Annotated in this window: 20 protein-coding genes; 18 read left to right on the forward strand and 2 right to left on the reverse strand. The window is 53.9% G+C overall.

Annotation, left to right across the window (positions count from 1 at the left end; all coding sequences use genetic code 11):
* Window positions 1–206 precede the first annotated feature (206 nt).
* From VN24_RS18785 to VN24_RS18800, 4 genes are all read left to right on the forward strand, one after another.
* Entirely contained in the window at window positions 207–1898 is a 1692-nt protein-coding gene (locus VN24_RS18785) for an ABC transporter ATP-binding protein (RefSeq protein ID WP_052703045.1), read from the forward strand.
* Window positions 1888–2670, forward strand: a complete 783-nt coding sequence (locus tag VN24_RS18790; protein WP_045671660.1) for an energy-coupling factor transporter transmembrane component T family protein — start codon at window positions 1888–1890, stop codon at window positions 2668–2670. The genes VN24_RS18785 and VN24_RS18790 overlap by 11 nt, the downstream gene beginning before the upstream one ends.
* Window positions 2671–2863: 193 nt before the next feature.
* Entirely contained in the window at window positions 2864–3457 is a 594-nt protein-coding gene (locus tag VN24_RS18795; protein ID WP_045671661.1) for a hypothetical protein, read from the forward strand.
* A 147-nt stretch (window positions 3458–3604) separates the two neighbouring features.
* Window positions 3605–4048, forward strand: a complete 444-nt coding sequence (locus VN24_RS18800; RefSeq protein ID WP_045671662.1) for a Fur family transcriptional regulator — start codon at window positions 3605–3607, stop codon at window positions 4046–4048.
* A gap of 84 nt (window positions 4049–4132) precedes the next feature.
* On the opposite strand, the gene VN24_RS18805 is transcribed toward VN24_RS18800, so the two are convergent.
* Window positions 4133–5134 (reverse strand): CobW family GTP-binding protein, encoded by a 1002-nt coding sequence (locus VN24_RS18805; protein WP_045671663.1) that lies wholly within the window; start codon window positions 5132–5134, stop codon window positions 4133–4135.
* Window positions 5135–5329: 195 nt separating this feature from the next.
* On the opposite strand from VN24_RS18805, the gene VN24_RS18810 reads away from it, so the two are divergent.
* The 7 genes from VN24_RS18810 (at window position 5330) to rpmG (ending at window position 11058) form a co-directional block, all read left to right on the forward strand.
* Window positions 5330–6412 (forward strand): CobW family GTP-binding protein, encoded by a 1083-nt coding sequence (locus tag VN24_RS18810; protein WP_045671664.1) that lies wholly within the window; start codon window positions 5330–5332, stop codon window positions 6410–6412.
* 104 nt (window positions 6413–6516) lie between these two features.
* Window positions 6517–7029: a Fur family transcriptional regulator gene (locus VN24_RS18815; RefSeq protein ID WP_045671665.1), complete on the forward strand. Its 513-nt coding sequence runs from the start codon at window positions 6517–6519 to the stop codon at window positions 7027–7029.
* Window positions 7020–7727 (forward strand): metal ABC transporter ATP-binding protein, encoded by a 708-nt coding sequence (locus VN24_RS18820; RefSeq protein ID WP_045671666.1) that lies wholly within the window; start codon window positions 7020–7022, stop codon window positions 7725–7727. The genes VN24_RS18815 and VN24_RS18820 overlap by 10 nt, the downstream gene beginning before the upstream one ends.
* The gene (locus tag VN24_RS18825; RefSeq protein WP_045671667.1) at window positions 7673–8563 is read left to right on the forward strand and encodes a metal ABC transporter permease; all 891 of its coding nucleotides are present in this window, start codon (window positions 7673–7675) and stop codon (window positions 8561–8563) included. The genes VN24_RS18820 and VN24_RS18825 overlap by 55 nt, the downstream gene beginning before the upstream one ends.
* Before the next feature lie 55 nt (window positions 8564–8618).
* Window positions 8619–9599: a metal ABC transporter substrate-binding protein gene (locus VN24_RS18830; protein ID WP_045673461.1), complete on the forward strand. Its 981-nt coding sequence runs from the start codon at window positions 8619–8621 to the stop codon at window positions 9597–9599.
* Window positions 9600–9665: 66 nt separating this feature from the next.
* Window positions 9666–10877, forward strand: coding sequence for a GTP-binding protein (locus VN24_RS18835; RefSeq protein ID WP_045671668.1), 1212 nt, complete (start codon window positions 9666–9668; stop codon window positions 10875–10877).
* Between the two features lie 31 nt (window positions 10878–10908).
* Window positions 10909–11058 carry a 50S ribosomal protein L33 gene (gene rpmG, locus VN24_RS18840; protein ID WP_045671669.1) on the forward strand — a complete coding sequence of 50 codons (150 nt, stop codon included), beginning with the start codon at window positions 10909–10911 and terminating at the stop codon, window positions 11056–11058.
* Window positions 11059–11160: 102 nt separating this feature from the next.
* Here rpmG and VN24_RS18845 read toward each other — a convergent pair whose 3' ends face one another.
* On the reverse strand, window positions 11161–11919 hold the full coding sequence (locus VN24_RS18845) for a YdcF family protein (RefSeq protein ID WP_045671670.1): 759 nt from the start codon (window positions 11917–11919) through the stop codon (window positions 11161–11163).
* Between the two features lie 148 nt (window positions 11920–12067).
* Between VN24_RS18845 and VN24_RS18850 the strand changes: the two genes are divergently transcribed.
* From VN24_RS18850 to VN24_RS18880, 7 genes are all read left to right on the forward strand, one after another.
* Complete coding sequence (locus VN24_RS18850) at window positions 12068–12250, forward strand: hypothetical protein (protein ID WP_045671671.1); 183 nt, start codon at window positions 12068–12070, stop codon at window positions 12248–12250.
* Between the two features lie 213 nt (window positions 12251–12463).
* A complete protein-coding gene (gene spoVAC, locus VN24_RS18855) occupies window positions 12464–12919 on the forward strand; it encodes a stage V sporulation protein AC (RefSeq protein ID WP_045673462.1) in 456 nt (151 codons plus the stop codon).
* Window positions 12919–13938, forward strand: coding sequence for a stage V sporulation protein AD (spoVAD, locus tag VN24_RS18860; RefSeq protein ID WP_045671672.1), 1020 nt, complete (start codon window positions 12919–12921; stop codon window positions 13936–13938). Before spoVAC ends, spoVAD begins: the two co-directional genes overlap by 1 nt.
* Window positions 13935–14285: a stage V sporulation protein AE gene (gene spoVAE / locus VN24_RS18865; protein ID WP_045671673.1), complete on the forward strand. Its 351-nt coding sequence runs from the start codon at window positions 13935–13937 to the stop codon at window positions 14283–14285. The genes spoVAD and spoVAE overlap by 4 nt, the downstream gene beginning before the upstream one ends.
* Before the next feature lie 190 nt (window positions 14286–14475).
* On the forward strand, window positions 14476–15432 hold the full coding sequence (locus VN24_RS18870; protein WP_045671674.1) for an AAA family ATPase: 957 nt from the start codon (window positions 14476–14478) through the stop codon (window positions 15430–15432).
* A 1-nt stretch (window position 15433) separates the two neighbouring features.
* Window positions 15434–16693 carry a DUF58 domain-containing protein gene (locus VN24_RS18875; RefSeq protein WP_052703046.1) on the forward strand — a complete coding sequence of 420 codons (1260 nt, stop codon included), beginning with the start codon at window positions 15434–15436 and terminating at the stop codon, window positions 16691–16693.
* Window positions 16680–18944, forward strand: coding sequence for a transglutaminase TgpA family protein (locus tag VN24_RS18880; protein WP_045671675.1), 2265 nt, complete (start codon window positions 16680–16682; stop codon window positions 18942–18944). Before VN24_RS18875 ends, VN24_RS18880 begins: the two co-directional genes overlap by 14 nt.
* The last annotated feature ends 2 nt before the right edge of the window (window positions 18945–18946 follow it).

Raw genomic sequence — 18946 nt, forward strand, 5'->3', positions numbered from 1 at the left:
TATAAACTTACATATTATATTAAGAGGGTATTCTTGAGTCGTTTCCGATGATGGACATCCGTTGTTAGACGAAGCATGACTCTAACAACGGATGTCCCTTTCTCATTAGCGGATGTGCAAGGGATCATAATGGCCTGAACAGCACAAACGTTTAATCGCTGCAATCATCGTCATAGAAGCACATATGCGGCCAGGAGGGGAATCAATTGCCGATATCCGTTCAAAATGTGTCCTACCGTCATCTGCATGGATCGTCTCGTGCGCTTGAGGCGGTTAATCTCGAAATCGGGGCCGGCGAAATCGCTGCTCTCGTCGGTAAAAGCGGAAGCGGAAAGTCGACGCTTGGGTTTATTATAAGCGGCGTCATTCCCGGTCTTATTAAAGGAAGTGAGCTAAGCGGCGACATCATTTATGATGATGAGCGGCAGCATGGGGTCGGTTTTGTGTCGCAAATTCCGGAAAACCAGCTGTTCGGCTACCGCGTTGAAGATGCAATTGTGTTCGGTCTTGAAAATATGGGACTCGGTCAAGCGGAGATTGGCGCGAGACTCGAGCGAGTTCTAAAGCTGTTCCGGATCGAAAAATTACGGGACAGCCCCGTCAGCGCTTTGTCCGGCGGCCAGAAGCAGACGGTTTGCATCGCGTCCGTATTGGCGATGGCGCCGAAGCTCATTATTTTGGACGAGCCGGTCAGCTCCCTGGACCCGCAAGGCAAGGCGCTTGTGCAGGAGGTGCTGCTTCAGTTGAAAAGCGAGGGCCAAACGGTGCTGCTGATCGATCAGAACCTCGACTGGTCGGCGCAGGCCGTTGACCGGGTGATCGGACTTGAGGCGGGGCGGATCGTTTTTGACGGCGCAAAGATGACTTTTTTCCGGGATGCAAATCTGTACCGGAGGCTTGGGGTTACGGTGCCGCAAATGGTTGACCTGTTTCATGAATGCTCGCCCGATCCGGGAACAGCTCCGTTTACAACGGTTGAGGATGCGGCGGAGTTTTTTCGGGATAAACTGGCTGACGGCTGGAAGGACGAGCTGCGGGAAGATTCGGTTTCGCCGGACGCGTCGTCCGAACCGACAATCGAGCTCAAAGATGTCGTCAAGGAGTTTGACGGATTTCGCGCGCTTGACGGGGTAAACGCCCGTTTCGATCCGGGCAAGGTCACCGCGGTCCTCGGGCAAAACGGTTCGGGCAAAACGACGATGGTCCGTCATTTGATCAATCTGCACCGGCCGACATTCGGATCCGTCCTGTACCGAGGGCAATCGCTGCAGCAGCGGAGTACGGCAGATATTGCGCGGTCGGTGGCATATGTGTTCCAGCATCCCGATCAAATGATTTTCGAGGATTCCGTACATAAAGAAGTGACGTTCTCCAGCCGGATGATGCAGTTTCCGATTGCCGAGGAGCGGGTCGAAGAGCTGCTGGCGGCGCATGGCCTGCTCGCATACAAGGACTCGTTTCCGATGAATCTGTCGATGGGGCACAAGCACATGCTGACGATTTTGTCGGTTCTGTTGACCGATCCGGACGTTATTATTTTGGATGAACCGACGCTTGGGATGGACCGAATCATGAAGGATTTGTTGGCCCGCTTGATCGAGGACCTTAAGGCTAACGACAAAACGGTCATTATGATCAGCCATGAGATGTCTTTTGTAGCCGAAACGGCGGATGAAACGATTTTGATGAAAAACGGACGCATTTTGCTGCAAGGAACGACACGGGATGTGTTCGGGCGCAGCGAACTGCTGCGGAGCGTCTGTATTGAACCGCCGCAAATTAAGGAGCTCGCCGATCGGCTCAGCGTTCCCGGCATCCTGACGGTTCCGCAATTTATGAGCGCCTGCCGGGCTTCTCGCAGTGCTATCAACCGGGGAGGAGTCTTCAATGAAGTTTAACGGGTATGTGCACAAGTCTTCTTTTTTGCATCGCACGGAACCTCGGGTCAAAATAATCTGGTTTGTAATCATGACCGTCATGGTTGTCTATTACAAGCATTTGCTGGTGCTCGGATTGTTTGTGGCGGCCTGCGGGCTGTTATGGAGCATGTCCGGGCTCAGGCGCGAAATCGCCGGTATGCTGAGGCGCTTGTCTCCGATGCTTACGCTGGCGTTTCTGACCTGGCTCCTTATCGGTTCCTTTCAGGAAAGCGGGGGTGCGATGCTCGTTCATTTCGGCCGCTTTGCAATGGAAGAAAGCGACCTGCTGAGAGCCGTTACCGCGTCGGTCCGCATTTTCTTAATGGTGTCGGTATTTTATACGCTTATCATGACGACCAATTTCAGCGAAATCATTTTTGGACTGCAAAAGCTTCGAATCCCCTTTAAAGCCGCCTTCATGTGCGGGCTCGTCTTTCAAATCATTCCGATTATGATCTCTGAATTTCAAACGATCGCCGACGCCCAGCGCGCGCGGGGGCTCGAGCTCGATAAAGGCGGACTCGTCAAGCGGATCAAGAGCTACTCGGTCATTTTGTTTCCGCTGTTCGTCCGGGCTATCCAATCGGGTCAAAGCATCTCGTTATCGATGCATATTTACCATCTCAATTTCCGCCAAAAACGAAGCTCGTTCCGGACGTTCCGGATTACCGCGAACGATTTTCAATTTATGGCGAGCTTTCTCCTGTTATGGCTGATTGCCGTTTACCTCGGCGTTCAATATCCGATGTGACTTTCATGGCGCTGCGGTTCCGCATGGGGCGATCAAGCGAGCAGTCGATTTGTGAAAGGGGGTAATCGGGCACCTGCACTGGCGAGTAGGAAAGTGGAGCAGACAAGTAAGGCATCGGCTGCCGGCATGAAGCACGAAACGGTTGACGGGCGATTCAAAGGGAACGACAAAATCTGCTGAGGAGTGAAAGGGAATGGAAAACAAGGTGAGTTTGCAAAGCGAAGCAAGAACAAGCTCGACAGGCGTAATGAGCATTGTATTCTGGGTCGTCTTCGGGGTGCTGACGGGCGTATTGTGGGCGTATGTCAATCCGATCGCGCTTGTGCCCGGCGTCATTCATTTACGGATTTTCGCGTTTTTGCCCGCTGTTGTCGGCATCATTTTCGGACCTAAAACCGGTTTTTTCGCCGGCTATATCGGCACCGTCGTATGGGCGCTGCTCGCTGGTACGTTCCTTCCCGCTCATTCATTGCTCGCGGACGGAATCATGGTCGGCTTTACCGGATGGCTTCCGGCGATGATGGTCGGCAGAGGCAAAACATTGGCGCAGCTTGGACACGACAAATCCGTTGTCATTAAATCGGCACTGTGGTCTCTAGTTGCCGGCGTCATTATGATTGTCATTGCATGCGCCAGTCTCGATTTTCTCGGCATCTTCGACTTCTGGTGGTCGGTGCTATGGATCGGCATCAGCGACGTTCCCCCGCTTGTCATCGGGACGCCGATACTGGTCGTGTTCCTGGCGCGCAGGCTTGAAAAAATGCAAACGATGATTCCTTGGAGCTGATCGGAACGAATCGACCTCCAGTCACCGATATGGGCGGCTGGAGGTTATTATTGTTTCACTTGTGCCGGCACGAGCCCCGTTTCTTGACAATATTGCTTTCATTGCGTCATGATAAATATATATTCCATTTGGAAAGGAACCTTGTTTATGGCAGAAGCGAATCTGGTCCAGGAGATGGTTGGCATCATGTCCCGGAATGGATGGAGAATTACGGAACAGCGCCGCAAGCTGGCTGAAATATTTGCAAAATCAGATGGCTATTTGTCCCCGAAGGATGTTTACGATCAGATGGCGGTCCATTACCCGGGCGTCAGCTTCGATACCGTTTACCGCAATTTGCGTCTGTTAAGCGAAATGGGGGCACTCGAGCAGTTTTATTTTATGGAAGGCGGTTTAAAGTTCCGCGGAAGCTGCACAAGCCATCATCATCACCATCTGATTTGCGTCAATTGCGAAAAAACGCTGTCTTTTGACTATTGTCCGATGGAGCACTCCCTGATGCTGCCCGGCAATTTCAAAATCGTGAGTCATCGTTTCGAGGTGTACGGTGTTTGCGAGCAGTGTCAAAAAGAACAGGCGGCCGAGTCTTAAGAGCAATCTTAAGCGCCCGGCCGCTTATTTTTTTACCGCTAAACGCGGTCGCTCATGTTCGAATGACTCCGATCGGAGTTTTTCTCACCCGGCCACACAGCCGGCAAATTGGTTTCGGAACCAGCCTTCGTCCAGATTGCGTCCGATAATGACGAATTCGCTTCGACGCGTTTCATCCGGTGCCCATTCCCGGTCCGGTGTTGAGGCGAACAGCATATGAATGCCCTGGAATATGATCCGCTGGGGCACATCTTTAATATTGAGGACGCCTTTATACCGGAAGGTGTCGGCTCCGTGTTCAGACAGCCACGCTTGCAGGAACCGCTCCAGCTTGTTTAAATCGAGCGGTTTATCCTCGATAAAAAAGAGCGACGAAACTTCGTCGTCATGATCGTGGGCTTCCTCGGCGAGAAAGCCGGGGTCTATCTCCAGTTTTTTCTCCAGTTCAAATGCATCAATGCCAAGAATCCGGTTCACGTCGATCTTCGATTTCTGTGTCCGGTACTGCCGGGCAGCCGGATTGATCGATTTCAGCCGCTGCTCCAGATTCTGTACTTCTTCTTCGGCGACAAGGTCCGTCTTGTTGACGAGAAGCACATCGGCAAATCCTACTTGCTCCTGGGCTTCGTGACCTTCGTCCAAATGCTGCCCCGCATGCATCGCGTCGACAACTGTGACAATCGCATCCAGCTTGTAAAAATCGGCGATTTCCTCGTCGACAAAAAAAGTTTGAGCAACCGGCGCCGGGTCTGCAAGACCTGTCGTTTCGATGAGGACGCGGTCGAAGTCTGTCTTTTTCCGTGAACCGCCTCCAAGCTTTGCATCCCGAAGATCGCCGAGAATCCGGATCAGGTCTCCGCGCACCGTACAGCAGATGCAGCCGTTGTTCATTTCCACAATCTCTTCATCCGCGCCGACGATGAGCTGGTTATCAATGCCCACTTCGCCGAATTCGTTGACGATAACCGCAATCTTTTGGCCGTGAGCCGCTGTCAGCACATGATTGAGCAGTGTTGTTTTGCCGGCCCCCAAAAAACCGGTCAAAATCGTAACGGGCACGCGCGGGTCTGCTGAAAGGTTGGACAAATGTAACACACCCTTATATGTAATATTTACTATTAAAAAGTATAATGAAGCATTCTCAGCTTGTCAAACCGATATTGAGGTCTGTGTTGACTTTGTCATTAAAAAGAACTATATTCTATTCGTCAATGTGTAAAAATTACCATTAAAACGCTTTGTAGTTCATTTTCGGTCTATAAGGGTGGAGGTACATAACAAATGAAACCGATCGTTCCGATTTATCTGTTGTCCGGCTTTCTCGGGAGCGGTAAGACGACCTTGCTCAATCAACTTCTTGATTATTACGTAGAGTCGGGTCAAAAACCGGCTTTGATTATGAATGAAATCGGAGACATCAATGTCGACGGACAATTGATCGGCAGCGAAGTGCCGATGGCCGAGCTGCTCAGCGGCTGCATTTGCTGCACAATCAGCGGCGACCTGGGAGTGACCCTGTTAGAGCTTTGCCGGGAATACAAACCTGATGTTATCGTAATCGAATCGACAGGTGTCGCGAACCCCATGGAAATTATGGACAGCATCACGGAAGCATCCTTGTTTACGGAAACGGAACTTCGGCTGGTGGTCACGGTTGTCGATACGCCTTATCTTCTGGAGTTGGCTCGGGGACCTAAAGGAAAAACGTTCCGTCTTATGCATGAACAGATCCGCTGTGCGGGCTGGCTCATTCTTAACAAAATCGACCAAATGACCGAAGATGATTTGAAGGAAGCTGAACGGCTTGTTCGCTCCTGGAATCCACATTCCCCGATGCGGGCTACTATTCAGTGCCGGGGCAGCCTCGATTTTCTGTTCGCTTACATCGCTTCTGCGGGATTCGAACAGCACGAAGCCGGGAAGACCGACTTTTACACGGAGGATGGGGAAGAGGAAAGCGGCCCCGGTGGCGAAGAAAAGCATGACTGCGGGCAGCATCATCATAAGCTGGAAGAAACGGATAAATGCGCGCATCGGCATTCTTCTTATGACCATGTAATGGTTTATACGCATTATTTTAATAAAAAGGTAGGCAAGGAAAGTTTCCTCGAAATGATCCGCCAGCTGCCCAAGGAAGTATACCGGGCGAAAGGGATTGTCACTTTTTCCGGTGAAGTGCGGCCGGTTTTATTCCAATATGCCTTTCGGGAGCTTGATTTTCTTGCGATTCGTCCGAGAACGGAAGTGCCTAATTCGGCGGTGTTTATCGGGGAGCATTTCTCCGCAGATCAGCTGACCCTTGCTCTTGCAGCGCTGGAGAATGTCTTTAATACAGAAAACGTTGACGAAACGACGGCAAGATGATACATTCTTAAATGTAATAATTACGTTTAATCGGGAGTGTCCGATTTTTTCTTGTTGTAATATCGTAATAATTACATTTTAAAAATCCGGAAGGAGCGTATCGTATGGCTCAAGTTGGGGAACGGCTCATCCGCACTTTGTCCGCCAAAGGACTGCGGGTGACGGAACAGCGGCGCACGCTGGTCCGGTTATTTGCCGAAACCTCCAGTTATCTTTCACCGAAAGAAGTTTATTTTCGGCTGGTATCGACCCATCCGGGACTCAGCTATGATACGGTATACCGAAATTTGCGTCTGCTGCAGGATCTGGGGGTACTGGAGCGCTATCATTTTGATGACGGCGTCAAATTCAGGATCGGATGCTTTGAAGACCGCCACCACCATCATCATTTGATTTGCTTGTCCTGCAGCCGGATCGTTCCCATTGACTTCTGTCCGATGAAGCATCTGAATGTACCGGGAGAATTTCAAATTGTGGACCATCATTTCGATGTTTACGGATATTGCGGTCAGTGCCGCAGCCAAGAGGATCGAGGAGCGGAAAGTATGGAAGGTCTGAATCATTCGGGATTCGAACGCAAGAAGCCTTCGGGAAAGGAAGAAAGATTATGCTGTTAGCCTCGATGAAAGACGTAACTTTCGGTTACAGCGACGTTCCGTGTTTGGAAAATGCCAATATTGATGTTTACTCCGGGGAGTTCGTGGCCGTGACCGGCCCTAACGGGGCTTCGAAAACGACGCTGCTCAAGCTGCTGCTCGGGCTGCTGAAACCCTGGAAAGGGAGCGCCAAGCTCTCCGCGCGCAACGAAGCCGGAGAGAAGCTTCGGGTGGGGTATGTTCCGCAGCAGATAGCGGCGTTTAACGGAGGGTTCCCGAGCACGGTGCTGGAGCTTGTACGTTCGGGAAGACATGCCGGAGGTTCTTGGCTGCGAAGGCTTCGCCAGCATGACAGCGAGCTCACGGAGCAGGCGCTTCGCCAGGTAGGCATGTGGGAGCTCCGCAACCGCAAAATCGGGGAACTTTCCGGCGGACAAAAGCAGCGGATTTGCATCGCCCGGGCGCTGGCACAGGAGACGGATTTGCTTGTGCTGGATGAGCCTACGACCGGCATGGATCAGGACAGCCGGTTCGGCTTTTACGAGCTGATGCATCATCAGGTTAAGGAACACGGGAGAACGGTGATTATGATTACGCACGGATTATCGGAGGTAAGCCCCTATCTCGACCGAATCATTGAACTGGAGAGAAAGGAGGACGGAGGATGGAAATGCTGCACTACGACTTCATGCAGCGGGCATTTTGTGCCGGTGGGATAGTTGCTCTGCTCGCCTCGGTGCTTGGCGTTTATTTGATGCTTCGCCGTCAGGCGCTCATGGCCGATATGCTCTCCCACGTTTCACTCGCCGGCGTGGCAGGAGGAGCCTATCTGCATATCAATCCGACCTTGACGGGATTTCTTGTGGCTATAGTCGGCGCGATTGTAGTTGAATACGTCCGCCGTTCCTATAAAACGTATAGTGAAGTGTCCATCGCGATCATTATGGTAGGCGGATTATCGAGTGCGGTCGTGTTAATGGCGCTTAATCAGAGTTTGAACAAAAACTTGTCCTCTTATTTGTTCGGTTCAGTAGTCGCCGTAAACGAGACCGAGCTGCGGCTTATAGTTCTAGTGGCACTGCTCGGGGCGCTATTCTTCTTTTTATTCCGCCGCCCGCTCTATCAGATTTCGTTCGACGAGGAGACGGCAAAGACGAGCGGGCTGCCCGTCAAACGGGTATCGCTTCTGTTCAGCGTTCTGACCGGGATGATCGTCGCTGCAGCGATGCCTATAGTGGGCGTGCTGCTCATCTCGTCCTTGATTGTGCTCCCGGCGGCATTGGCAATTCGGATCGCACCGAGCTTTACGGCAGCGCTCTTTATTGCGATGGGCATCGGACTGTCCGGCGTATTTACGGGTTTGTCCGCTTCTTATCAGCTCAGCACTCCGCCCGGAGGAACGATCGCCCTCGTCCTGCTTGCATTTCTAGTGTCCGGCATCGGCATAAAGAAGCTGATTCAGCAAGCTGGTAAAAGCCGCAGCCGGTCATCCGAAGCGGAGCGGGCGATCACCCCAAACTTCACGCGTTTTTCCAAAGACTCCTCGATGCATTAATTAGGAGCGCTTTATCCATTATTTTTTTTCAGGAGGAACAAACGAAATGAAAGCGATGAAATGGCGGTCAGCAAAAATGATTGCAGCGGTGGCGGCATTCTCGATCCTGCTTGCCGGATGCGGCAGCGGCGCCGGCAGCTCAGGCACAAATGCGGCGGAAGCTACCGGGGCGACCGATAACGGCAAGAAACTGAAAGTGGTCGCGACTTTTTATCCGATGGTGGAATTCAGCCGCCAGGTTGGCGGCGACGATGTTGAAGTGACGGGACTTATTCCTGCCGGAGCGGAGCCGCACGATTGGGAGCCTAGCGCGAAAGACATGGTGTTGATCAAGGAAGCGGACGTATTCGTTTATAACGGCATTGTCGAGACCTGGGCTGAAAAGGCGATGGAGAGCGCGGTCAATGACAAGCGTGTCGTTGTGGAAGCGAGTAAAGGCATTGCATTAATGGAAGGAACTGCGGAGGAGGAAGAGGAGGAAGGACACGACCATGAGACGGCTGACGGCAAAGTGCTGGACCCTCATGTTTGGCTTGATCCTGTGCTGGCGCAGCAAGAAGTGCAGGCAATCGCAGCTGCCTTTGAGCAGGCCGATCCGGGCCATAAAGACAATTACAGGGCGAATGCCAATGCTTATAACGCGAAGCTGCAGGAGCTGGATAAGGCTTTCCAATCCGGTCTGAAAGATGCGAAGCGCACAGATTTTATTACGCAGCATGCCGCGTTCGGTTATTTGGCCAAACAGTACGGCCTGACCCAGGTTCCGATTGCCGGATTGTCTCCGGAGCAGGAGCCGTCCCCGGACAAAATGGCGGAAGTTGTACAATTCGCCAAAACGAACAACGTCAAAACCATTTTCTTTGAGACGCTGGTCGAGCCGAAAATTGCAGAAACGATCGCGACCGAAGCGGGAGCGAAGACCGATGTTCTCAATCCGCTTGAAGGCTTGACTGATGAGGATAAACAGAAGAATCTCGATTATATCGGTATCATGAATCAAAATCTCGAGGCGTTGAAAAAAGCGCTGAATGAATAATGTCGGCTGTTGAATTTCGGTTATAAACCGTAAAAATTACACTAATGAATGAGGGGATAAAAACCGATGAATCAGAACAAAATTCCCGTTTCCGTCCTGAGCGGTTATCTGGGTGCGGGTAAAACGACCATTTTGAACCATGTCTTGAACAACCGGGATGGGCTCAAGGTGGCTGTCATTGTGAACGATTTGAGCGAAGTGAACATTGACGCGGACCTTATCCGAGATGGCGCGGGACTGTCGCGCACGAACGAAAAGCTGGTCGAAATGTCGAACGGCTGCATCTGCTGCACACTGAGGGAAGATCTGCTCAAGGAAGTGGAGAAGCTGGCACTGGAAGGCCGCTTCGATTACATTCTCATTGAATCGACGGGAATCGGGGAGCCTGTTCCGGTCGCGCAGACGTTCACCTACATCGATGAGGAGCACGGCATCGACTTGTCGCAAATTTGCCGTCTCGATACGATGGTTACCGTTGTCGACGCGTATCGTTTCTGGAACGACTTTTCCTCCGGTGAAACGCTGCTGGACCGTAACCAGGCGGCCGGAAGCGACGACATAAGAGAAGTCGTTGACCTTCTGATCGATCAGATCGAGTTTTGCGATGTGCTTATTCTGAACAAATGCGACATGGTTGAGACCGATGAATTGGATGAGCTGGAAGGGGTGCTGCGCAAGCTGCAGCCGCGCGCGAAATTCATCCGCTCGGAGCGGGGAAAAGTAGACCCTGCGGCGATTTTGAATACCGGCTTGTTCAATTTTGATGAAGCGAGTACGTCCGCAGGCTGGATCAAGGAGCTGGAAAACCCGGTACATACGCCGGAAACGGACGAATATGGCATCTCTTCCTTCGTCTACGAGCGCGTCAAGCCTTTCCATCCCGAGCGTCTGATGAAGTGGATGGAAGATTGGCCGGTCGATATTGTGCGGGCCAAAGGGACGATGTGGCTGGCGACCCGCAACGATATGGGCCAGAGCTTCAGCCAGGCGGGTCCTTCGATCCAGCTTGGTCCGGCCGGATATTGGGTTGCGGCGCTTCCAGAAGATGAACGCAAATTTTATCTGCAGGATGAACCTGAGCTCGCCCGCGCTTGGGACGCCGTCTATGGTGACCGGATCAACAAAGTCGTTCTGATCGGCATCGATATGAACCGGAATGAAATTGAATCCACGCTCGATCAGTGTTTGCTGACCGACGATGAAATGAGGATGGATTGGAGCCGGTTCGCGGATCCGTTCCCAAAGGCAATTGCCGAGCTAGCTGAACAGCTTCAATAAGGAAGAGTAAACTTGTACGGGAGGTGAGAGTATGAGGGTTATCGTAACGCTGGCTTGCACCGAAACGGGAGACCGCAACTACACGACGTCGAAGAACAAGAAAACGAATCCCGAGCGTCTGGAAAAGATGAAGTACAGCCCGCGCCTCAAACGGCGTACGCTTCACCGCGAAACGAGATAAAGCTTCCTATTTAGATGAAGCTTCATAAATGCAAAGATGGCCGGACCTTTGAGTCCGGCCATCTTTGCATGGTTGGGTGGCGGTGCAGTCTGCTTGATTGGGTCACCACATTTTCTTTAATTCGAGGGCGGCGATGCCCAAATATTCCTTGAGCGCGGTGCCACTCGCCGAAAAAGCGCTCGATGAAGGCGAAAATTTGGCCGGATACAACGATTCGTTTACGCTGGTCCAGTAATCGACGGGATAAGGAGTCACGGTGACGCCGATACGCTCGAAATTGAGAACGGAGCGGGGCAAATGGAAGGCCGACGTCATCAGGATCGGACGGGAGTAGCCGCGTTCCTTCAACATCGCCGCCGTGTACATAGCGTTTTGCTCCGTATTGAGGGAACGGTTTTCGGTCAGCAGGTCGCTAGCGGGAATGCCGAGCTCCAGCAGCTGCCGCGTGGCGATATCGGCTTCATTGCCGCTGTCGGAAAATACTTGTCCTCCGGAAAATAAGATCGGCAGTCCCGTCCGCTCGTGAAGTCTGGCCGCCGCCAGCAGCCGGTTGCCTGCGGAGCCGGACAAATTGCCGCTGCCTCCGAAATCCGGCGTATCCTTCGTCGCTCCTCCTCCGAGCACGACGATAACGTCGCCTTGTACATTGGAAGGAGGCTCGTAACTTTGTTCGAGACTGCGGACAAGCTTGTCGCTGACGAATCCGGTTGACAAGATGTAGAACAGAAACGTAATCCCGAGCAGGATCGATGCGTACATGGGCTGCTTTTTCCACAGCCGGATCGCGACAACGAGCAGCAGCAGGAGGAGGAGACCCGGCGGTAGGATAAAGCTGTACACAAATTTGATGAGATAGATCAAAACAGCGAAACCACCTTTTTCCAGAAGTGACGGTCATTTTTCATTGTAGCACGCCTTTGTATGGGATGGTCAATGTGAAATGAAAATGAAGAGGGACAAATTCCGCAGCTGCGTAAATCGCATATGATACGGATAGAAGCCCGGGCGCATGCCAAGTGCTTGGGCGTTAGCGTCGGCCCGTCCGCCGGGAGCCGGGCCGGCTGAAAGGAGCGGAAAATCGGTCGTGAGTTCGGTAACGTTACCGTATCAGGATGTTTTGCTTATTATTCTCGCTTTATATGTGCTGCTTGTTTTCCTGCTGATGATCGCCCTTATGATGCAAAAGAATTGACAGCGGCACGTTCGTCACCGGTTGGTGATCGGCGTGCCTATTGTTATGCAGTTGAATCATTTCCCCTTCCGTTTGCTTCCATTAAAAATGGCATAAACAACGTATTTTTTACAAATAATAACCATACTTCAATGGCTAGCCGTTATGAAACGGAAATTTAAGGGGGATAAACATTTGTCAACGAAAAGCTCCAGACGCGGCAAGTTTAAAAAAATGACGATGTCGCCTCAAGAATACCAAAATTTCGCAAAAACACATGAACCGACCCGTTCCGTGCTGGGCAACTGCGTGAAAGCGTTCCTCGTCGGGGGCATCATCTGCGTGATCGGACAAGCGTTCCAGGAGCTGTTCGTTCATTCGTTTGGGATGACGGAGGCTCAGGCGGGCAACCCGACAGTGGCCGTGCTGATATTCATTTCGGTTATTCTTACGAGTCTCGGCGTTTATGACAAAATCGCCCAATGGGCAGGCGCCGGCTCCGCCGTGCCGGTAACGGGCTTCGCCAATTCCATGGCGTCCGCCGCGCTGGAGCACCGCAGCGAAGGGCTTGTGCTGGGCGTCGGGGGCAACATGTTCAAGCTGGCCGGTTCGGTTATCGTGTTCGGAACGGTGGCTGCCTTTTTCGTCGGCATTGTCCATCTCATTCTCGGAACGGGAGGGCAATCGTAATGCTGCGCGGCAAACAGACGTGGTGGTTCGAGAATCGTCCCGTCATTATCGGAACCGGCACGGTAGTCGGTCCGGATGAAGGCGACGGTCCGCTCGCTGCGGAGTTCGATCTTGTTCATCCCGAGCTTGACATGCAGCAGAAAAGCTGGGAGAAAGCGGAACGGCTGCTGCTTGAGCAGGCGTCGGATCTGGCGATGAAAAATGCGCGTATCCAAAACGACCAGCTGGAATTTTTCGTCGGCGGAGACCTGATGAACCAGATCATCAGCAGCACGTTTGCCGCAAGGACGATCGGGGTCCCTTATTTGGGCGTGTTCGGCGCATGTTCCACATCGATGGAATCGCTCGCGCTCGCTGCGCTCATCGTCAATTCAAATTCCGGCAAGTATGTCCTTGCCGGCACGAGCAGCCACAATTGCACGGTGGAGAAGCAGTTCCGCTATCCGACGGAATACGGCTCGCAAAAACCTCCGACAGCCCAGTATACGGTTACGGGAGCGGGCGCGGCCATTGTCGCCGCAGAGGGAACCGGGCCGGTCGTGGAATGCGCCACCATCGGACGCATCGTCGATCTCGGTATAAAAGACCCGTTCAATATGGGAGGAGCGATGGCTCCGGCAGCGGTGGATACGATTCAGATGCATTTGACCGATACCGGGCGGTCGCCCAAGGACTATGATTTGATCGTGACGGGCGATCTGGCATCGGTCGGCCATTCGATCGCGGCCGATTTGCTTGAGCGTGGCGGAGTTCCGATGGACCAGACGCAGTTCGGCGATTGCGGGCTGATGATATACGATGTCGAAAAGCAGAAGGTGCAGGCCGGAGGCAGCGGCTGTGGCTGCTCTGCAGTCGTCACCTACGCTCATTTGCTCAAACGGCTGGCCAAAGGCGAACTAAGCCGCATACTTGTCGTTGCGACAGGGGCGCTCCTGTCACCGCTGTCGTATCAGCAGGGCGAGAGCATCCCTTGTATCGCGCATGCCGTTTCCATTGAACGAAATGAGGTGTTTGCATGATTTTTTTGTGGGCCTTTATTATCGGCGGTGCAATCTGCGTACTTGGGCAGCTGATGTTCGACGTCGTCAAGCTGACGCCGGCTCATACGATGAGCGTCCTGGTCGTTCTCGGCGCGATCGTAGACGGTCTCGGCTGGTATGAGCCGCTTATCAAATTTGCCGGCGCGGGTGTGACGGTGCCGATTACCAGTTTCGGCAATGCGCTTGTGCACGGCGCGTTGACCGAACTGCATGCCGTAGGATGGATTGGCGTCATCTCCGGCATTTTTAAAGTGACGAGCGCCGGTGTGTCGGCGGCGATTATTTTTTCGTTTCTGGCAGCGCTCGTCGTGCGCCCGAAAGGGTGAGCCGCTTCAAGCTCAAGCAACCCGATCTTAATAGCGCCGGCCAAGCGCCTGTATGACAACGGAGATTCCTGCGGGATTCTCCATTTTTTTTTCGAAAATCCCTTCCGGTTGTGTCCATATGGTTGATTCTAGTAAAATAGGAGTAGAATGGCCTTCGTGCTACTAATGTGATTCCGGGAGGGGAAACGCCATGGAAATCTATACAGCCGACTTGCAGTTGTGCTCTGCGATACGTCATAACTTGGAATCGTGCATTCTGGGGAAACAGCAAGAAATTGAACAGCTGCTTATTGCCGTGCTGGCGGGCGGCCACATTCTCATCGAGGACGTACCCGGAACGGGCAAGACGCAGCTTGTCAAAGCGCTGGCCAAATCGATCGGCGGACAGTTCCGCCGCATTCAGTGCAATCCCGATTTGCTCCCGACCGATATTACGGGCGTCTCGATCTATCACCCGAAGGAAGAGAAGTTCCGTTTCCGTCCGGGACCGGTCATGTCAAACCTGCTGCTTACCGACGAAATCAACCGCGCCACGACCAAGACGCAATCGGCCTTGCTGGAAGCGATGGAAGAGGGCAGCGTTACCGTGGATGGAGCAACTTACAAGCTCCCGTCTCCGTTTATTATGATCGCGACCCAGAATCCGATCGAGTTCGAGGGAACCTATTTGCTTCCGGAAGCGCAGCTGGACCGGTTCATGATGAAGATGTCGCTCGGTTATCCCACTGAGGCCGATGAACGGCGGATGGTGCTGGCCCGGGGCGGAGGGCATCCTTCAGATGCGCTAGCCCAAGTGGCCGAGGTGGAAGATATTGAACGGCTTCAGCAGCAGGCGGAGCTCGTGCATGTGGATGACGCCGTCGGCGATTACCTCGTGCGGATCATTCGCGGAACGCGCGAGCATCCGAACGTTCGGCTGGGGGCGAGTCCGCGCGCTGCGGTATCTCTGATGAAGGCGGTCAAAGCGTGCGCGCTCGTTCAGCAGCGGGATTACGTTATCCCCGACGATGTGAAGCGCCTCGCGGTGCCTGTTCTCGCCCACCGGCTGCTGCTGCTGCCGGAAGCGAGAATGAACGGCATCCTTGCTGAGGATACCATAGCGGAAGTGGTGCGCCAGACGGCGGTGCCGGTCCGCCTGGAGCGCTAGCATGAAGAGGATGCGGACCAACTCATTCCGCTGGCTTTTGTTTGTCGTCATCGACGTCTTCAGCCTGCTTTACATGCTGTTTCAGGGCGGCAAGACGGCGGTGATGCTGTTCTGCATTTTAAACGGGCTGCTTCTTTATTTGGGGATCGGCTTTTGGAGTGGTCTCCGCAACGCGGCGGGCGACCGGCGCATCCATCATACGGGAGCGAAGGAACCCGGGAGCATCAATCTGTCGGCGGGCTCGCCGGTCGAAGTGAAGCTGCAGGTGCGGATTCCCGGTTATTACCCCGTTCCGTATGTCATCGTACGGGACAAGCTGGAACGCCATAACGGCGAAATCGTTTCGTTCGAAACGTCATTTGTGCCGGGTGTAAAACGAAGCGGCGAAGCGCATTATACGACACCGCCGCTATCAAGAGGCATGTACCGTTTCCTCGAAACCGAGTGTTCGACCCGGGATGTGTTCGGTTTTTTTGAGCATAAAGGCCGCTTTTTGGCGGAGGCAAAGTTCTCCGTTCGTCCCCGGACCGTGCCGCTCCGCGGATGGGAGCGGATAAACCGCGGTGCAAGAGGCCCCTATTCCTTCGCCTCCAGCTCTCTCGCTGCCAAAGAAACGACGCAAATTAACGGAATCCGGGAATATCTTCCCGGCGACCGGCTCACTCGCATCCATTGGAACGCAAGCGCCCGAACCGGCGAATGGAAATCCAAAGCGTTCGAGCGCGAATCGCTGCCGCGCACATTTGTCGTGCTGGACTGCTGGCAGCAACCAGGGAATCCGGCTTCGGCGGAAAGCTTTGAGCTTGCGGTTTCGGTCGCCGCGTCGCTGTTTCAATATGGAATGCGCGGAAATACAACGATGGGATTTTTTGCTTCGAGCGCCGTGCGTGCGGGCTTCGCTCCCCGAGGGGGGGAAGCGCAGCTGCATGCCGTGATGGAGCTGCTGACTCGGATCGACGCCGACGGACGGGAGCCGATTGCATCGGCGATCGGACATGCGGAGACGCTGATCGATCCCGGATCCATCGTTTTTTTAATTACTTCATCGGGCACGGAGGAAGTGCAGGCCGCGATGAACCGCCTCAATAAACGGGGCATTTCGCCTTGCCTGATCCAGACCGATGTGCGGGCCGGCGGCATCCGGAGCGTCCGGAAGGGCAGGACGCGCGACCGGGGATGGCCGGTATTTGACATCAGCAGACTGCAGGAGCTGCCGTCCGTGCTGGAAGGAAAGGAGGCGGCTTACGATGCTGGCGGCTAAAGCGGTCGCGAAGCCTATCGATCAACCTGCCCAACGCCCTGCCGCCAAGCCGCAAAGCTGGTTCCGACGGCTTGGCTGTCTATTTATCGCGATTTTGTTTTGGAACGACATTCAGGTGATGCAAGGATTTTGGTGGACCGAAACGTATCAAATTGTATATGGCACGCTCATCGTAACGGCTCTTGTCGAAATCGCGCTGCCGGGTAAACGGACTTACCGGATCTTGCTGGAAGCGGCGGCGGTGCTGGCGCTGAACATTGTGATTTCTCCTTTTCAATGGAATTGGGCCGAAAATGGGACTCTTAGGGAGAGAATCAGCGGTTTCTGGCATGACTTGACCGCTTTGCATCCGTTTATTGAGATTTCGGCCGGCATTTGGCTGCTCTTTCTGCTGTTTGCCGGATGGGCGAGCACACGCTTGCGCATTATCGGGGTAACCGCCGTCTGCCTGATGACGCTGGCCGTGACGGATTCATTCACGCCTATTTATTTGTGGGATAACGTCGCGTGGAGCGTGTTTGCCGGGCTTGCATGGCTGGTTGCGGAGCACTATTCCCGGTTTCAGCGCGAGCATCCGCGCAGCTGGAGGGAGCTGTTTCGCTACCCGGCCCAGTTTATACTGCCGATCGTGCTTGTTCTTTCGCTCGTTATGTCGTCCGGATTATTCGTTCCGGAGATCGGGCCGGTATTTCGGGACCCTTATACGATCTGGAAAGAATCGCGCGGAGAGACGGTAAGATCGTTCGTAGGCGACAAGGGCGTCGGCGCTGCCGCTGAGTCCGCCTTCAGCGCCCAATCCGGCTACAGCCGCGATGACACCGAGCTGGGAGGGGGATTCCAGTTCGATTATTCGCCCGTGATGACGGTCGAGTCGTCCGCCAGAAGTTATTGGCGCGGCGAAACGAAAGCGGAATATACGGGCAGCGGTTGGGAGGACAACGACGCGGAAAGGTCCGAAAGCAAAATTGTCGGCCCGAGCACGAGCAGCCGGCTGCCTCTGTCGGAAAATCGTTCAAAAGCGAAAACAGCGATCGTGCAGCAGACGATTACGATGAAGGGGGACGACCGCTATCCGGTTCTGTTCGGGGCTGGACCGATTACTTCGATTCTTGCGATGACATCCGGAAATTCGGAACGGTCCGTTCTGGACGCTCTTGCATGGGGGCCGGAATCCGGAGAGCTCAGAATGCCTGCGGGCAGAGCGATGAATTACCCGGAAACGTATACGATCGTCTCAGAGGTAACCGAATTGGATGAAGGCGGCTTGCGGAGCACTCACACGGGAGGCGTGAGCGCGGCGTATTTGCAACTGCCGGCCACGGTCCCGCAGCGGGTGAAAGATTTGGCCGATCAAATTACGCAGGACATGAGCAACGATTATGATAAAGCGAAAGCAATCGAAGCGTACTTGCGCACGAACTATTCCTACACGAACACACCCGATCTGAAGCGGAAAAACAGCAGCGATTTCGTCGATTCGTTTCTGTTTGAAATTAAGGAAGGATATTGCGACTACTTCTCCAGCGCAATGGCCGTCCTGGCGAGAGCGGAGGGAATACCTGCGCGCTGGGTGAAAGGGTACGCTCCGGGAGTGAGCGGACTGAACCCGTCCGATTTGAGCGATACGGCGCCATTAAGAAACGAGGCGGCCGTTTCAACGCTCTACTCCGTCCGCAATGCGGACGCTCACTCGTGGGTGGAGATTTATTTCGACGGCTACGGCTGGATTCCGTTCGAGGCTACCGCCGGTTTTTCATTCCCGTATACGATCGCCGCGGACGAAACGGGCGCTGCGACGCCCCAGAACGAGCAGGAACCGGAACAAAATCAGGAGAACGAGAAGGCTTCAGCCCCGCAGGAAAACGCGGCATTTACGATTCCTTCCTATGTGCCGGTTTTGGCGCTGTCGCTCCTGGCCGTTACCGTCTTGACGCTGGCCATCCTGCGGCGCAAAGCGATTGCAGACGCTTGGACCCGCTACCGGGTGCGGACTTTTACCGCCGATGAGCGGATTGTATGGGAGACGGAAAAGCTGGTGCGAAAGGCGCGCCGCCGCGGGTTGTCCAAAGCGGAGCACGAGACGCTGCGCGAAGCGATGGTGCGCTGGTCCGGGCAGCGGGACTCGCTGCAGAGCGATTTGAGCCGCCTGCTGACCGTCTTTGAAAAAGCGAAATACAGCGGCGTTCAGACGACGCCCGAGGAAGCGCAGCGTTACTCGGAGCAGGTCAAAACGGTTATCGAGAAGCTGTAGCG

It is taken from the genome of Paenibacillus beijingensis (genome assembly GCF_000961095.1).
GTDB classification, from domain to species: Bacteria; Bacillota; Bacilli; order Paenibacillales; family Paenibacillaceae; genus Paenibacillus_O; species Paenibacillus_O beijingensis.

Bases quoted from the DNA above. Each gene is read 5' to 3' on its own strand.
- VN24_RS18790 (WP_045671660.1), top strand. From the start codon at position 1,888: ATGAAGTTTAACGGGTATGTGCACAAGTCTTCTTTTTTGCATCGCACG.
- VN24_RS18795 (WP_045671661.1), top strand. From the start codon at position 2,864: ATGGAAAACAAGGTGAGTTTGCAAAGCGAAGCAAGAACAAGCTCGACA.
- VN24_RS18800 (WP_045671662.1), top strand. From the start codon at position 3,605: ATGGCAGAAGCGAATCTGGTCCAGGAGATGGTTGGCATCATGTCCCGG.
- VN24_RS18810 (WP_045671664.1), top strand. From the start codon at position 5,330: ATGAAACCGATCGTTCCGATTTATCTGTTGTCCGGCTTTCTCGGGAGC.
- VN24_RS18815 (WP_045671665.1), top strand. From the start codon at position 6,517: ATGGCTCAAGTTGGGGAACGGCTCATCCGCACTTTGTCCGCCAAAGGA.
- VN24_RS18820 (WP_045671666.1), top strand. From the start codon at position 7,020: ATGCTGTTAGCCTCGATGAAAGACGTAACTTTCGGTTACAGCGACGTT.
- VN24_RS18825 (WP_045671667.1), top strand. From the start codon at position 7,673: ATGGAAATGCTGCACTACGACTTCATGCAGCGGGCATTTTGTGCCGGT.
- VN24_RS18830 (WP_045673461.1), top strand. From the start codon at position 8,619: ATGAAATGGCGGTCAGCAAAAATGATTGCAGCGGTGGCGGCATTCTCG.
- VN24_RS18835 (WP_045671668.1), top strand. From the start codon at position 9,666: ATGAATCAGAACAAAATTCCCGTTTCCGTCCTGAGCGGTTATCTGGGT.
- rpmG (WP_045671669.1), top strand. From the start codon at position 10,909: ATGAGGGTTATCGTAACGCTGGCTTGCACCGAAACGGGAGACCGCAAC.
- VN24_RS18850 (WP_045671671.1), top strand. From the start codon at position 12,068: ATGCCAAGTGCTTGGGCGTTAGCGTCGGCCCGTCCGCCGGGAGCCGGG.
- spoVAC (WP_045673462.1), top strand. From the start codon at position 12,464: ATGACGATGTCGCCTCAAGAATACCAAAATTTCGCAAAAACACATGAA.
- spoVAD (WP_045671672.1), top strand. From the start codon at position 12,919: ATGCTGCGCGGCAAACAGACGTGGTGGTTCGAGAATCGTCCCGTCATT.
- spoVAE (WP_045671673.1), top strand. From the start codon at position 13,935: ATGATTTTTTTGTGGGCCTTTATTATCGGCGGTGCAATCTGCGTACTT.
- VN24_RS18870 (WP_045671674.1), top strand. From the start codon at position 14,476: ATGGAAATCTATACAGCCGACTTGCAGTTGTGCTCTGCGATACGTCAT.
- VN24_RS18875 (WP_052703046.1), top strand. From the start codon at position 15,434: ATGAAGAGGATGCGGACCAACTCATTCCGCTGGCTTTTGTTTGTCGTC.
- VN24_RS18880 (WP_045671675.1), top strand. From the start codon at position 16,680: ATGCTGGCGGCTAAAGCGGTCGCGAAGCCTATCGATCAACCTGCCCAA.